This is a genomic window from Paenibacillus sp. FSL M7-1046 (genome assembly GCF_038007405.1).
Classification (GTDB): Bacteria; Bacillota; Bacilli; order Paenibacillales; family Paenibacillaceae; genus Paenibacillus_AQ.
Genome location: NZ_JBBOXB010000001.1, coordinates 661,883 through 676,312 on the forward strand (window position 1 = coordinate 661,883; position 14,430 = coordinate 676,312).

The following is a 14,430-nucleotide window of genomic DNA, read 5'->3' on the forward strand; positions in this document are numbered from 1 at the left end:
ATAAATATCGGCTTGGCTACCCCATAAAGTTACATTCAGCTTTCTGCATTATAAAAAGAAAAAACAGCAAAAAAGCACCTTCCCCTGGCGTAGAGGTCAGTGCTTCTGCATGTAGTCAATTATTTATCTCCGAAGTTCACCTCAGGAGTTGTAAGCTTGTCATAAAATTCTACAGCCTTATCTTTGTCTTCCGAAGAACGCAGCGCCATTGCAGAGCGCGGATGTTCATCCAGTGTTCCGGTGATCATGTAAGGAATAATATATCCCCATTCTTCCTTCTCGCGCAGAGGAATCATCAACCGCTCAACGATATCCAGAACAGGCCGCAGCGTATATTTTGTATTTTTCAGATGGGTAACCAGCAGCTCGGTCGGGCAGTTGCCTGCGGCGCGGCCCATGCCGTAACAGGAAGCATCAAGCAGTTCTACACCCTTCTCGGATGCAATAAGAGTATTGGAGAAGGCCAATTGCAGATTGTTGTGGGTATGTACGCCCAAACGTTTATTCGGCAAATGCGTTCTGAACTTTTCCACCAGATAATGAATATCATTATGATCCAGGCTACCGTAAGAATCTACAATATATACAACGTCAACCACGCTCTCGCGGATTTGTTCAAATGCCTCCAGCAGCTCATTCTCCATCACATTCGACAAAGCCATAATATTGATCGTTGTCTCATACCCAAGATCATGGAAGGTCTGCACCAGCTGCAAGGCCTTGTCCACATCCTTGCTATAGCAGGCTACACGGATGAGATCCAGCATGCTCTCACTGCGCGGCAGAATATCATTAACATCCACGCGGCCGATATCTACAAGCGCGGAAAGTTTGGTGTTCCCCTTTTGCGGGATGACCTTGCGCAGGAAATCATCGTTCAGAAAACGCCACGGGCCTGCTCCCTCCGCTCCCTTAAGCAGCTTCGGCGAATTTTTATATCCGATTTCCATATACTCAACACCGGCCTCGTTCAATCCGGCGTACAGATTCTGCACAAATTCAACACTAAAATCCCAGTTGTTCACCAGTCCTCCGTCACGAATGGTGCAATCTACAATTTTACTCTGATTACTCTTCACTATTTGTTCTCCCTTCCACATATCCTTCATTATTGCCGCCACCATAGACTTACTATGCAATCATTATCGTACAATCATACTTTAGTGAAGAAGAAGTTGTAAAGAAAATTCCAGGTTTCTTTCATATCCTTTTTCACAACAACGTGACAATGACATATATCACAGTAAATCTCTATGCGAAATGCTACAGTACAAGAAAATGAATGAGATTGATTATCAGTCTCTCTCGGAGGGATAGAAAATGGCTTCTACATCCTGCTCCTTACTGCGTTTACAACCGGGCTCTACAGGCTCCATCCATAAAATAGAAGGAATGAACCCCATATTACGGCGCCGTCTGGCTGATCTAGGGGTGTCCGAAGGCGTTAATATCCGGCTCAAGGGAAAAGGACCTTTCTGGGGGCCTGTTACTCTGGAGTGCAACGGCCAGCTGTTTGCCATTCGGCGGAAGGAAGCCTCCCGCATTGAGGTGAATGTATCATGAGTTCAATAGCACTTTTGGGAAATCCCAATACAGGGAAAACCTCACTTTTTAATACACTTACTTCTTCCTATGAATATGTAGGGAACTGGGCCGGTGTAACCGTGGAGAAAAAAGTCGGCAGCCTGAAAAACGGTGCAGGAAAGCTGATCGACTTGCCCGGAATCTATTCGCTGCATCCGCTCTCCCGGGATGAGGGGGTAGCTGCCCAATACCTGATCGATGAATCGCCGGAGGCCCTGATCAATATTGTGGATGCCTCCCAGCTGGAACGGAACCTGCTGCTTACCCTGCAATTGCTGGAATACGGCAAACCTACCGTGCTCGGTCTGAATATGATCGACGTCGCCAAAGCACGGGGCATTGTTGTAGATCATGAAATATTGCAAGAGCGTCTCGGCATTACCGTGCTGCCCCTGATCGCCAGAACCGGCAAAGGAAGCGGACAAGTGCTCAGTGTTCTGGAGAAAAGAACGACAATTCCCCCGGTCAACTTCAAACTTGATTATGGTGAATTGGCTGAAGCGGCCATTTCTTCGATTGAGCAGGAATTACAGCATACCCCGGGTTTACCAAACCGCCGCTGGGTCGCGCTCCAGCTGATGGAACAAAATCCTGTCGTCCTTGAACTGCTCAAGAAACGTGTAAATACGGACCGCCTGCTGATGATTTGCGACAACTGTCAAAGCGAACTACAGAACAAGAAGCTGGCGTTGACCCTTCCGCAATGGATTCGTTCAATCCGTATGGATTATATTCGTGCCGTATGTCTGGCGGCGATGGATACAACAGCACAGAAACCGCATAATCTGACGGAAAGACTCGACTCCATTTTGACACACCGTTTCTTGGGATTACCTCTGTTTATCGCCTTTATGTACGCGATGTTCAAAACAACCTTTGACTGGGTAGGCGGACCTTTATCGGATATTGTAGACGGATGGATTTCCGGTCCGATCAGTGAAGGCGCCACTTCCCTGCTTCAAACGATTGGAGCTTCCGGCTTCACGCATGCGCTTATTGTAGACGGTATTATCGGCGGTGTTGGTGGTGTAGTTGTTTTCGTTCCACAGATCTTCATCCTGTTCCTGATGATCTCCTTCCTCGAGGACTCCGGTTACATGGCGCGTGTCTGCCTGTTGATGGACAGCACGATGGAGCGGATGGGTCTTAACGGCAAAGCCTTCATCCCGTTCATTATCGGCTTCGGCTGCAATGTGCCGGCCATTATGGCTGCGCGCAGTATTGAACAGCCCAAAGACCGTATGCTGACCACACTGCTGATGCCGCTCATGTCCTGCTCAGCAAGACTTCCGGTATACCTGCTGTTTGCAGCGGTTTTCTTTCCGGCCCAGCAGGCCACTGCCGTACTGGCAATGTATGTTATGGGTGTCGTATTTGCCCTAATCCTATGTAAGCTGTTCTCCAAACATCTGTTTAAGAATGAATCGTCCATCTTTATTATCGAACTTCCTCCTTACCGGATGCCGCAGCTCAAAGCGCTTGGCCGCAGTACCTGGGAGAAGGGCAAGGGCTTTCTGCGCAAGGCGGGAACTATTATCCTCGCCGGCTCGGTAATTATTTGGCTGATGTCTTACGCAGGTCCCGGCGGATTCAACGTTGAAATGGATCACAGTTTCCTGGCAAAATTCGGGGGAATGATTGCACCACTGCTATCCCCGCTTGGCTTTGGGACCTGGCAGGCAGGCTCAACGCTTGTACCCGGATTCCTGGCCAAAGAGGTCGTAGTATCTACCATGAACATCATTTATCATGCTCCGGATGCTGCTGGACTGGAAGGACAAATTTCCCAAGTCTTTACTCCGCTAAGCTCAATCAGCTTCATGGCCTTTATCCTGTTGTATATTCCTTGTCTGGCTACTGTAGGGGTTATTAAGAAGGAAACAGCGTCCTGGAAGTGGACCTTCTTCTCCATGGGCTACTCCCTCGTACTGGCATATATCGTATCTCTGGTTATTTTCCAGGGCGGACGTTTATTGGGATGGTCGTAGAATCTGCAACAAACAGATTTCTTGATGAAAGCGGGGCTTGGCAATGATAATAAATATTTTAATTATAGCGGCTGTGTTTGGTTACTCCGGCTGGATGATTTACCGGCATGTTCAAAAGGGCAAACAGGGGGCTTGTGCTGGCTGTGACAAGGGAAAAACCTGCTCGGCAGCATCCCTGGACTCTCCGTTCTCCTGCGGTGGAGGAGCAGCCAATAACAAGCTTTAACCGTAAGCACGGACGGACAGGAAGAAATATACGGGTTTGAATTCCCCGCCATACGGGTATGTTTGTTATAAGCAACTGCAACGAAGACCAATACCCAAGGAGGAATAACCATGAACACCAAAAAAACGTTATTTACCACGGTAGCATTGGGAGCAGCCTATTTACTGAAAAATAAAAATACCCGTGGCAAAATCATGAACGGTATACAGTCCTTTACTTCTCAAGTAAAAGCCAAAAAATCCAGCAGAACCGTATAGGCCGCTCTGCCGGATGAATGATCAGCATTGGAAAAGCCGTAAAGCTCCGTATGATGGAGTTTTACGGCTTTTTGTTTGATGAGATCATCCTCTAGGAATGGGGCTGCTGACTTATTCCCAGCAGATATTCCAGCAACGTCCGGACCATTACACCCGTGGCACCTTTCGGATTAACCCCCCGCTCCCTGGAGAGGAATGCCGTTCCGGCAATGTCCAAGTGAATCCAGGGCAGGCCTTCAGCGAACTCGCCGATAAATAATCCGGCTGTTGTAGCCCCCCCGAATCTCCCGGCAGCATTGCGGACATCCGCGACCTCGCTTTTCAGCATCTCACGGAACTCGGGATACACCGGCAGCTGCCATATCTTCTCCCCGGACAACCTGGAAGCCTCCAGGAGCTCCTGCATAAAGGTCTGGTCATTGGTAACGGCTGCTGTGGCAACATCCCCCAGTATGGACAACACAGCCCCTGTGAGGGTAGCTACGTCTATAAACCGCTCCGCTCCCCACTCCCGGGCATAGGTAAGTCCGTCTCCCAGTACTATCCGGCCTTCGGCATCGGTATTTAGCACTTCAATGGTTCTTCCACTGAGAGAGGTCACAACATCACCTGGCTTAAAAGCACTGGCTGAAGGCATATTTTCGGCAGAAGGAATCACTATTACGGCATTGAGCTTCGGGCGCAACCTGCCCAGCGCCTCTGTGACCCCAAGCACGGCTGCCGCACCGCCCATATCGCTGATCATCTCTTCCATGCCTGGTGCTCTCTTTAGTGAAATGCCGCCGGTATCGAAAGTGATGCCCTTGCCGACAATTCCCACGACGTCCTTCCACTCGTTTGTTCCCTGATAACGAATGACGATCATCCGCGGCGGATGAATGCTGCCTTTGCCGACAGCAAGCAAGCCTCCCATGCCCTTCTGTTCAATCTCCCGTTCATCCAGCACTTCAGCGGGAAATCCATAACGTTCAGCCACATCAATCGCCGCGGCCGCAAGCGCAGACGGTGTCAGCTGATTGCCGGGAAGGTTAGTTAGGTCCCGGGCCAAATTGGTTGCTTCGCCAAAGGCCAGCCCCCGCTCGATCCCCTGACTCCAGCTATTCCCCTCAGCTTCTTCCACCTTAAGCTCACTATGGAATGTAATGGAGGTCAACCCTGCAAACGGAGGCTGCTCCTGCTTATAATGTTTGCGCCGGTACGCCCCCAGTACAAAGCCCTCTGTAAGCGCCTGAGCAGTCATTTCCGGCTCTTTCACCTTTAAGCCGGCAGGTAACTGGATCACGAGTGTTGCCGCCTTTAACCGTAATACAGCCCGGGATACTTGGGCCGCCAGCACCCTGATCTCCTCTGCATCCAAATCTCCGCTGCCGCTCCCCGCCAGCAGAATGACAGGAATTTCAAATGCCTCCCCTGCAGGCAGTGTATAGGTCTGATTCAGCTTGCCCGTAAAAATCCCGGCTTTGACCAGAGGATTCATTCGCTCCTTCCACTCTGTTGCAAGACTGCCCGCCTCAATTTCAGTTTGTGAGACTATATAGCAAAGAACATCGCCCTTTATGGCAGCTATTGAACCGCCGCAGCTCCATTCAATATTCAATAGAACCCCTCCAATCATCTTCCATTTTAATAATCCGTCTAATAACGCAGATAAGGCTGATTCCTGCACTAAGCTGTGCAATGCAGGAATCAGCCTCTTTCGCTTATTAAGTATAACTCAGTATTGTCCAAAAATCCGCCCAGAACCCCCTTTTACTGAATAAGCGGCAAAGAAATGACAAACCGGGTGCCTTCGTTGACTCTGCTGCTGACAGAGATGCAGCCGCCATGATTTTTGATGATCCTGTCACTTACGGACAGCCCAAGCCCCGTCCCGTTTTCCTTCGTCGTAAAGAAAGGGTTGAACAACCTGTCCAGTGTTAAGATATCCATCCCTTTGCCATTGTCGGAAATAAAGATACGGACCTCCGCCCCTTCCCGGCGTGCCCCTACCTCAATCTTTCCAATTTGGTCATCCTCTCGCTCTGTAATCGCTTCCATTGCATTTCTAATCATATTCAGCACCACCTGCTTCATTTGCTTGACATCGCCGGAGATGATCATATCGCCATGTAGCGGGTGGAGATTAATCTGGCAGCCTTTCATCAAGGCTTCGCTCTCTGTAAGCAGGACAACCTCTTTAAGTAATGCCGATACAGGAATCATGCTGACCTGCGGGACCGAAGGTTTGGAAGAAGTCAGGAATTCATGAATAATGTCATTGGCGCGGTCAATTTCAGCCAGTATAATTCTGCCGTATTCTTCTTTGCCCAGTTGATGCAGATGAGGATGCAGCAATTGAATAAATCCGCGGATCGCTGTGAGCGGATTACGAATCTCATGGGCGATGGAAGCAGACAGCTTGCCCAGCATAGCCAGGCTGTCATTCTGGTAAGCAGTTTGCTCAATCAGCTTGTAATCGGAGATTTCTTTGACCGTAAACAAATAACTGCCCTTCATTTGCTCTCCGCAGCATAATGAAACCCGCCAGTAACGGCCGTATTCATCTACGAATTCATAGCTCTGCTTCCCCTTTTGCACCATCTCCCGATAACTCCGCAGTACCTGCTTCTTCTTAAAGCGGCCGAGCTGGATGTGGGATAACAGATGGGCCATCGTGCAGCCCAATAGAGAATGGCGGTTCAGTTCAAGCATGCCATACATTTGTTTATTAACAAAAGTTAGAACTCCCTCTTCATCAAAAAGTAATATCCCACTGTCAACGTGCTCCAGAACATCCTCATATGTAGTGTCCATTGATCCGGATTGAAACGTTCTTGCCGGTAAAAGCAAGCTTTCTTGATATTGGCTTATCACGATACGAAGTTCCCCCTTTTACTGCATTTGACGAAGACGCTTAAGCGACATCAAATTACTATGTATTTGAGTATATGACGAAGCCGCCAGAACATTCGGAAATCGTATTATATTATCCAACCGTTTCAACTATATTCCAATCATATCCAAGAGAAGAAGACAACGCAATCGGAGAAACTGTCGAATCCTAAAAATATTTCTAAAATGATTCTTAAGACACATTAAATATCGATCCAAAACAAAATTCCGCTCTTTTTCCGTACCAAAGGTTGTCCATTATTAAGGAATACTACAAAAAAAAGCCTTCGCTGCCGCGAAGGCTTCCGTAATGAAATATTCCAGGGCTATCCCATCGTATTCTTGGTGACCTTATGCTTTCTGCTGCAAGCGATGGCGCCGCTGGCTCATTACGGCCAGGCGCTTCTTAAGCTCACGTTCCCATTTGGTATCTTCGATCTGCTTGGCAACAGCCAGCAGGTCAAGCGCCATATCGATCTGATTCCGCACAATGGCGAGAGGATCTTCACTCTCCACATTAATGACGTTTTCGAAGATCGCTTCCTCGTCTTCCATCACATAGTCCTGAAAATCAACATCGGTTACCCCGTCGCCATGAGCATACTCTGCCAGAATCTCATACTCGTTTTCGACTTTGTAATGTACCTCTACCCGGTGGCATACCGGACAAAAAAGCAGGGGAACATTATGGACTTGCGTGCGATAATGTTTTAGGGTTCCCTTAGTTCCAACCATACTCGCTCCACAGCAAAAGCTCATACTTGTTCACCCTCCTTGGTAAGTTCCATTGATTTGGTATTATTGTATTACAAGATGCGTGGAGAGATTCCTCTCCTTCAGGCTATATATTAACCTCTGCGCCCGTTTTAAAACGAAATACCGTTAAATGAGGGCTCTTTGTTGCAAAAAACCCCCTTTCCGGGAATTGCTCCCGCAAGGAGGTTCTCATTAGTATATCAAAGAACGCTTAAAGACATAGGCTTACAGGTTCTTGTCGCCTGGTTTCCAGTTCATAGCGCACAGTCCGCCGGATTGCAAGGCTTGCAGAACACGAAGCGTTTCTTCCACGCTGCGGCCTACATCATTGTGGTTAACCACTTGATATTTCAATTCACCTTCAGGATCGATGATGAACAGTCCACGAAGCGCCACGCCTTCTTCTTCGATCAGGACGCCATAGTCACTGGCAACTTTCTTCGTGATGTCCGAAGCAAGCGGGAAGTTGACTTGTCCAAGACCATTCATATCTTTTGGTGTTGTAAGCCATGCTTTGTGGCTGTGGATCGAGTCGATGCTCACACCCAGAATTTCTGTATCGAGTGCTGCAAAATCAGCAGCAGCATCGCTCAATGCTGTAATTTCCGTCGGGCACACAAAAGTGAAGTCAAGCGGATAAAAGAAGAATACAAGCCATTTGCCGCGATAGTCGGACAAGCTTACCTTACCAAAATCTTTACCGTCGCCCGTTACTGTTTCCATAGTGAAATCAGGGGCTGGTTTACCTACCAAACGTTCTGCCATTGCTTAAATCCTCCTTTGATTATGTAAGAAAAACAACCACTTGTGACAGCTCCGTGAGGAAACCGGCGCAATATGCTTTTCTTGAATTATGATGGTTGGTCAATTTCTTATTGCTATAGACCAAATGGTATCATCGTACAAAATCAAAGTCAATATTACATTCATTACTTTTTTATAATTATTATAAATAAGCAACTTTCTGTGAAGTTTTTTGTTTTTCTGAGTCAAAGGAGGTAAGCTGTGGTACCTTACGCTTTGCGGATCGCCGCAACAATCAGATCGCCCATTTCGGTTGTGCTGATCGCTTTGCTCTTGTCTACTGCAATATCGCTCGTACGGTGTCCTGCATCCAGCACTTCAGCCACAGCGGTCTCAATTGCAGCTGCTGCCTCCTCGTAGCCAAAGGTCGTGCGGAACATCAGCGCAAGAGACAGGATGGTCGCGATAGGATTGGCCAGACCTTGGCCGGCAATGTCAGGCGCGGAGCCATGGACCGGCTCATACAGGCCATAGCTGCCCTCACCCAGTGAAGCTGAAGCCAGCATACCGATGGAACCGGTCAGCATAGCCGCTTCATCACTCAGGATATCTCCGAACATGTTCTCGGTAACAATTACATCGAAGCTGGAAGGACGGCGCAGCAGCTGCATTGCACAGTTGTCCACGAGCACATGCTCCAATTCCACCTGCGGATATTCCGGAGCAATTCTGTTCACAACCTCACGCCATAAGCGGGATGTTTCCAGGACATTCGCTTTATCGACACTCGCCAGCTTATTTCGGCGTTTACCGGCAATTTCAAAGGCCTGGCGGACAATACGTTCCACTTCCGTTACGTTATATACGCAGGTATCAACAGCTTCTTCCCCATGCTCACCTTGGCGGCGCAGCTTCTCTCCGAAATAAATGCCGCCCGTCAGTTCGCGCACAACCATGAGGTCAGTGCCTTCCAGCACTTCCGGTTTCAGCGTTGACGCATCCTTCAGGCAATCGAATACAACAGCCGGACGCAGGTTGGAGAACAGCCCCAGTGCTTTGCGGATACCTAGCAATCCTGTTTCCGGACGCAGCTCCTTCGGATTGTTGTCCCATTTCGGTCCGCCGACGGCTCCGAGCAGCACTGCATCTGCACTGCGGCAAATTTCCAGTGTATCTTCCGGCAGCGGGGTTCCCCGTTCATCAATCGCAATGCCGCCGAACAGCGCATGCTCAGTTTCAAAGGTGTACCCAAATACCTCTTCCGCTTTCTTGAGTACTTTTTCAGCTTCAGCTACAACTTCAGGTCCGATACCGTCCCCGGCAATTACGGCAATTTTTTTAACCTCGCTCATTCCAGTCACTCCTTAGATTGCCTGCTGCACGCAGACATAGTTCTTCTTAATATTGTTGTATCATACCGCCGGGAAAAGGACAAAGATATAGATTCTATGGAAGTGATAGGTATCTCCTATAAGTCAACCAGACTTGAAGTAAGTGCTGTATCCACAAGTTCGCACAAAAGGCTCCCCAGTCATCTTCTTGCGTCTGACCGGAGAGCCCTTTTACCACAAGCTTGTCATTGATAGATTAATGATTATCAAATCTGATCTTAAAAGCATTCTGCGAATTGGCATTGGCGTTCTTTACGGTGACTACCAGAGAGGCATTCGGAGCCAGATAATTGTTGAGTCCGCCGGACAGGCTGGAACCCCCAATCGTTCCCAGGTTTATTGTTTGTCCGTTGGCATAAACAAGAGAATAGCTGCCTTGAAATTTACCCGTTACCTGGTCGGTTCCCGTATCCAAAGGACCTACGTTGGTAATTCTGAAAATTGCAGTTTGCGTTGTACTCGAAGTATTTTTGTACTTGAAGGTGACTGTATCATCATTCTTCAGGCTGTGCTGGACAAAATAATCCAGGTTGGGAATAAGAACGGTGGAAGAGACAGCGAAAACGGAAGACACCATACTGAACATCATTACTAATGCGACTACAGCAGATAAAAAGCCTTTTCTTCTCATAATCTTCCTCCTTTAGAAAATGTAAGCGTATTTATACGCTTGTCTCCATTCTACCATTATGGTTAAATTTGTATATATATTTATTACTGATTTCTGCAAGTGCTGCTGTGTTTGCTCTTGTTTCTTAAGTTGTTTACAATTAGTATGCAGTTGTTCGTCAAAATGGATTGAGGGAGTGGTTGCGGAGTGCAATACACGAAGCTTGGCAAGTCCGGTCTGAAGGTCAGCCGCCTATGTCTGGGAACGATGAACTTTGGTCCGATTACGGATGAGAAGGAAGCCTTCCGCATTATGGATGCTGCGCTGGATGCCGGGGTCAACTTTTTTGATACCGCTAACATTTATGGATGGGGTGAAAACTCCGGACTGACGGAGACGATCATCGGCCGCTGGTTCAAGCAGGGCGGCGGCCGGCGTGAAAAGGTTGTGCTGGCCACCAAGGTCTACGGAGCAATGAGCGACAAATTGGACGGACCCAACGATGAAGCAGGCCTGTCCTCCTATATTATCCGCCGCCATCTGGAAGGCTCACTACAGCGCCTGCAGACCGATCACATCGAGTTGTACCAGATGCACCATATCGACCGTAAGGTTTCCTGGGGCGAGCTGTGGGGTGCATTTGAGCTCGCTGTAAGCCAAGGCAAAATCGGCTATGTCGGCTCCAGTAACTTTGCCGGATGGGATATTGCCGTGGCGCAGATGGAAGCGAAAGCACGCGGTTTCGTAGGTCTCGTATCGGAGCAGCATAAATACAGTCTGACCTGCCGTCTCCCTGAGCTTGAGGTGCTGCCTGCCTCGAAGAATCTCGGCCTCGGCATTATTCCGTGGAGCCCGCTCGACGGCGGACTTCTTGGCCGCAATGCGCTCAAGAAGATTGAGGGCAGCCGCAGCGGCGGCAACTCTGAACGTGTAGAGCAATACAAGAGCCAGCTTACGGCTTTTGCCGATTTAAGCCGTGAGCTCGGAGAGCCACAGGATAATATCGCTCTGGCCTGGCTGCTGGCCAACCCTGCTGTAACGGCGCCGATTATCGGGCCGCGGACGCTAGAGCAGTTCGAAAGCGCCCTGCGCTGCCTGGAGATTGTGCTGGAGGAATCCGTGCTGAAGCGTCTGGATGAAATCTTCCCGGGACCCGGTGGGGAAGCCCCGAAAGCCTACGCCTGGTAGACGCAGCGGGCCGTTAACTTCAGCCAATCGGCAGAAGCAGACCGGCAGAACCCTGTCCTTCTATTGATCTTATAAAGCAATAAGGAGCTGCCCCCTTACTGGGGAACAGCTCCTTATTTTTGTTATTCAGTCGTATCCACGGTCACTGCACCGTTGCTGGTTGATAAAGATACCTTATGAGTTCCGTTGCCAAGTACGGCGGTTCCATGGTTATCGCCGTCGCGCTGCCAATTGATATTCCCCTTCAGCGCACCGTTGCTGGTGTCGGCAGTAATCTTTGCATCGCTTGCTGCCGGCAGGCTAGCGGTAATTTTGCCGTTGCTGGATTTGAGATCCCAGTCGCCTGTAGCCGCCGAGTCAATGGTAATCCTGCCGTTGCTGCTCTTGGCCGTTAAGGAGCCGTCTATATTCCCCAGGGTGATAGCTCCATTGGAACTGACAAGCTTCACTTCCCCCTGGACCTCCTTCACCACCATCGTGCCGTTACTCGTGTGGGCATCTACGCCTCCGGCAACATCATGAATATCCAGGGTGCCGTTGCTGGTATCGATTTCAATGCCGGCCTTCAGGTCTGAAGCCTCAACTGAACCATCGCCGGTGTCAACCTCCACAGCCAGATTCATAGGAAGATTGACGTTCAGGTACGGATCCTTGAAATTAAATCCGATTTGAATATCGAGCCAAGTCGTTTCTTCGTCCAGCTCCAGAGTTAGGGTGTCTCCTTCCGTCGTCACCTTCCACTTCTTTTCCAGCGCACTTGCTGCTTCACTTGCCGATTTACCCGGAAGCTCCAGGCTGCCTTCATAATCAAGCGTGCTGCCTTCCACACCTTGAACCTTAACCTTCCCGTTCGGCAATTCAATCTTAATTTTCTTGATTTCCGGCTTTACCTCCACGGTTCCGCTGAGCGGAGCCAACTGTGTCTTGCCGAGAATGCGGCTTATTGAGCCGCCGGCCAGCACAGTCTGTGCTCCACTGGCTGCGACCAGCACAATGATCAGGACAACTGCCCAACCGCTGACACGGCTCTTAACCTCTGATCTGATGAAAAGCCTGAGCAGCATTTCCAGGCCGAACAGAATGAGCAACGCAGGCCAGATAAAACCCAGTGCGTCATACGTTACCACATCAAATTGGGCAAGTACAATAATGACACCCAGCACGATGCAGCCAATTGCGGCCGTGAAACTGCCGATTTTCCATCTCCCCATGGATCATTTCCCCATTTCTCTATACTTTAGGATTTTTTCTAAGCATACTAAGCCCGTACCCGATTAAACCAAGCGACAGCAGAATTGCCCCGATGTTCATATCTGTGAGAATGTGCCAGAGCCACGGGAAAGCAGTAATCAATAGCAGCAAGAAACCCACTACTACACAGCCGATCCCCACCCAGACCGGATTCAGATCGTCATGCGGATAATCTGGAGCCGCAGGCATCCCCATCGTCCACGGCGCTCCGAAACTGTCTGGATGAAACATCATCCGCTCATGCTCAGCGGCGGATACTTTCATCCAGGCCGCTTTCTGCAGCGCATCAAACAGCTGGTAGAACCATAAGGCCGCGAGGGCGAATGGAAATACCGTCGGCATGGAAGGAATAAGTATGATGCAGAGCGATGCTCCAATCATATACTGAAGGCCCAACTTTTTGAATCCCAGATATAAGTGGCCAATCCCTGGAACCATCGCGAGCAGAAACGTCAGCCAGCGTCTTTTTTTAATCATCTAATATGCTCCTTTAGTGTTAATTTTTCTATTTAGCGCTTCCCTGAGCATTAAACCAGGAAGTGACTGAAGTTGACATATGCCCGTTAATTTCATTGATGCCATAAGCCAGATTCTCAAATACTCCAAGTTGCAGCAGCAGGAAGGTTAAGCAAGCAGCAAGTCCATAATGCATCCATGAGGTTCCCGGTGCAGTCCGGCGTCTGGACATAGTCGATTTAACGGTACGCTCTCTGCGCCCGGTTTCAAGCTGTTCAATACGTGACATCACATCAGCAGTAAAATCGGGATACTCGGGAAGATCCACCGGCTCACCGCCCGTCTCCATCTCGCTCCACAGTGCCGCCAGCCCTCTGGCTTCTTCCAGCCATTGCGCGCAGTCGGAACAAGATTCAATGTGCAGACGAACATTCAGCTCCACTTCTGGAGATAGCAAGCCTTCGATATAATGTGGCATCCATTCTTTTACTGTTGCACAATTCATCGCCATTCCTCCCCGCTTTTACGCATCATCTGTCTGGCCCTGTAGAGCTGCGATTCCACTGTTTTGACTGAAATCCCTTTTTGATCAGCAATTTCCTGATAGGAGTGACGCTGAAAATAATACAACTGCACGACCGACCGGTACGGTTCTGTGAGGTTGTTCAAATTCTCGTCCAGCTCCTGCGAGGCTTCCTTGCGCAGCACCGCAGATTCAGGTGTTTGCGTCGTTACCCAGTCATTCTCCGTGTAATCCGCCATACTGCGGTGCCGCCACTCCCTGTCATTTGCCCGTTTCCAGTCGAGACAGGTCCGGTAAGCAATCCGGTACAGCCAGGTGGAGAATGAAGACTGCCCCCTGAAGGAGGGAAGTGCCTTGTAGGCTTTTATGAAGACTTCCTGGGCCATATCCTTGGCCGACTCGGCTTCTCCCGTAATTTTGATACATACTCTGTACACCATGCCTTGATAACGATTGACCAGATGCCCAAAGGCTTGGTGCTCGCCGCTTAGCACAGCAGAAATCCACTCCGTCTCTTCCAGTATTCTCCCCTCCTTCAGCTTCATAGAGTTAGACGCCGGGCAACCGGAGTTCCCTGCAACGTTT

At 49.3% G+C, this 14,430-nt stretch carries 16 protein-coding genes; 5 read left to right on the forward strand and 11 right to left on the reverse strand.

Annotated elements, in window-relative coordinates:
• Positions 1–119: 119 nt before the first annotated feature.
• Positions 120–1,109 (reverse strand): aldolase catalytic domain-containing protein, encoded by a 990-nt coding sequence (locus NYE29_RS02580; RefSeq protein WP_231578387.1) that lies wholly within the window; start codon positions 1,107–1,109, stop codon positions 120–122.
• A 211-nt stretch (positions 1,110–1,320) separates the two neighbouring features.
• On the opposite strand from NYE29_RS02580, the gene NYE29_RS02585 reads away from it, so the two are divergent.
• From NYE29_RS02585 to NYE29_RS02600, 4 genes are all read left to right on the forward strand, one after another.
• A complete protein-coding gene (locus NYE29_RS02585; protein WP_038587302.1) occupies positions 1,321–1,563 on the forward strand; it encodes a FeoA family protein in 243 nt (80 codons plus the stop codon).
• Positions 1,560–3,572: a ferrous iron transport protein B gene (gene feoB / locus NYE29_RS02590; RefSeq protein ID WP_340894223.1), complete on the forward strand. Its 2,013-nt coding sequence runs from the start codon at positions 1,560–1,562 to the stop codon at positions 3,570–3,572. The genes NYE29_RS02585 and feoB overlap by 4 nt, the downstream gene beginning before the upstream one ends.
• Before the next feature lie 43 nt (positions 3,573–3,615).
• Positions 3,616–3,798, forward strand: a complete 183-nt coding sequence (locus NYE29_RS02595; protein WP_052091870.1) for a FeoB-associated Cys-rich membrane protein — start codon at positions 3,616–3,618, stop codon at positions 3,796–3,798.
• A gap of 110 nt (positions 3,799–3,908) precedes the next feature.
• On the forward strand, positions 3,909–4,055 hold the full coding sequence (locus NYE29_RS02600; RefSeq protein ID WP_340894225.1) for a hypothetical protein: 147 nt from the start codon (positions 3,909–3,911) through the stop codon (positions 4,053–4,055).
• A gap of 91 nt (positions 4,056–4,146) precedes the next feature.
• On the opposite strand, the gene NYE29_RS02605 is transcribed toward NYE29_RS02600, so the two are convergent.
• From NYE29_RS02605 to NYE29_RS02630, 6 genes are all read right to left on the reverse strand, one after another.
• Positions 4,147–5,652: a leucyl aminopeptidase gene (locus NYE29_RS02605; RefSeq protein ID WP_340894227.1), complete on the reverse strand. Its 1,506-nt coding sequence runs from the start codon at positions 5,650–5,652 to the stop codon at positions 4,147–4,149.
• A 152-nt stretch (positions 5,653–5,804) separates the two neighbouring features.
• Entirely contained in the window at positions 5,805–6,908 is a 1,104-nt protein-coding gene (locus NYE29_RS02610; RefSeq protein WP_340894229.1) for an ATP-binding protein, read from the reverse strand.
• Positions 6,909–7,277: 369 nt separating this feature from the next.
• Positions 7,278–7,685: a hypothetical protein gene (locus NYE29_RS02615; protein ID WP_038587294.1), complete on the reverse strand. Its 408-nt coding sequence runs from the start codon at positions 7,683–7,685 to the stop codon at positions 7,278–7,280.
• Between the two features lie 222 nt (positions 7,686–7,907).
• On the reverse strand, positions 7,908–8,447 hold the full coding sequence (locus tag NYE29_RS02620; protein ID WP_038587292.1) for a peroxiredoxin: 540 nt from the start codon (positions 8,445–8,447) through the stop codon (positions 7,908–7,910).
• A gap of 248 nt (positions 8,448–8,695) precedes the next feature.
• The gene (gene leuB / locus NYE29_RS02625; RefSeq protein ID WP_038587290.1) at positions 8,696–9,778 is read right to left on the reverse strand and encodes a 3-isopropylmalate dehydrogenase; all 1,083 of its coding nucleotides are present in this window, start codon (positions 9,776–9,778) and stop codon (positions 8,696–8,698) included.
• A gap of 235 nt (positions 9,779–10,013) precedes the next feature.
• Complete coding sequence (locus tag NYE29_RS02630) at positions 10,014–10,448, reverse strand: hypothetical protein (protein WP_038587288.1); 435 nt, start codon at positions 10,446–10,448, stop codon at positions 10,014–10,016.
• Between the two features lie 186 nt (positions 10,449–10,634).
• On the opposite strand from NYE29_RS02630, the gene NYE29_RS02635 reads away from it, so the two are divergent.
• Positions 10,635–11,615 (forward strand): aldo/keto reductase, encoded by a 981-nt coding sequence (locus NYE29_RS02635; RefSeq protein WP_340894230.1) that lies wholly within the window; start codon positions 10,635–10,637, stop codon positions 11,613–11,615.
• Positions 11,616–11,737: 122 nt separating this feature from the next.
• On the opposite strand, the gene NYE29_RS02640 is transcribed toward NYE29_RS02635, so the two are convergent.
• From NYE29_RS02640 to NYE29_RS02655, 4 genes are read right to left on the reverse strand one after another with little or no spacing between them, the layout of a single operon-like run.
• Positions 11,738–12,826: a DUF4097 family beta strand repeat-containing protein gene (locus NYE29_RS02640; protein WP_340894231.1), complete on the reverse strand. Its 1,089-nt coding sequence runs from the start codon at positions 12,824–12,826 to the stop codon at positions 11,738–11,740.
• A 19-nt stretch (positions 12,827–12,845) separates the two neighbouring features.
• Positions 12,846–13,343: a hypothetical protein gene (locus tag NYE29_RS02645; protein ID WP_038587282.1), complete on the reverse strand. Its 498-nt coding sequence runs from the start codon at positions 13,341–13,343 to the stop codon at positions 12,846–12,848.
• Positions 13,344–13,371: 28 nt separating this feature from the next.
• The gene (locus tag NYE29_RS02650; RefSeq protein ID WP_340894233.1) at positions 13,372–13,827 is read right to left on the reverse strand and encodes an anti-sigma factor family protein; all 456 of its coding nucleotides are present in this window, start codon (positions 13,825–13,827) and stop codon (positions 13,372–13,374) included.
• Positions 13,824–14,390, reverse strand: coding sequence for an RNA polymerase sigma factor (locus tag NYE29_RS02655; RefSeq protein ID WP_052091868.1), 567 nt, complete (start codon positions 14,388–14,390; stop codon positions 13,824–13,826). Before NYE29_RS02655 ends, NYE29_RS02650 begins: the two co-directional genes overlap by 4 nt.
• Between the last annotated feature and the right edge of the window lie 40 nt (positions 14,391–14,430).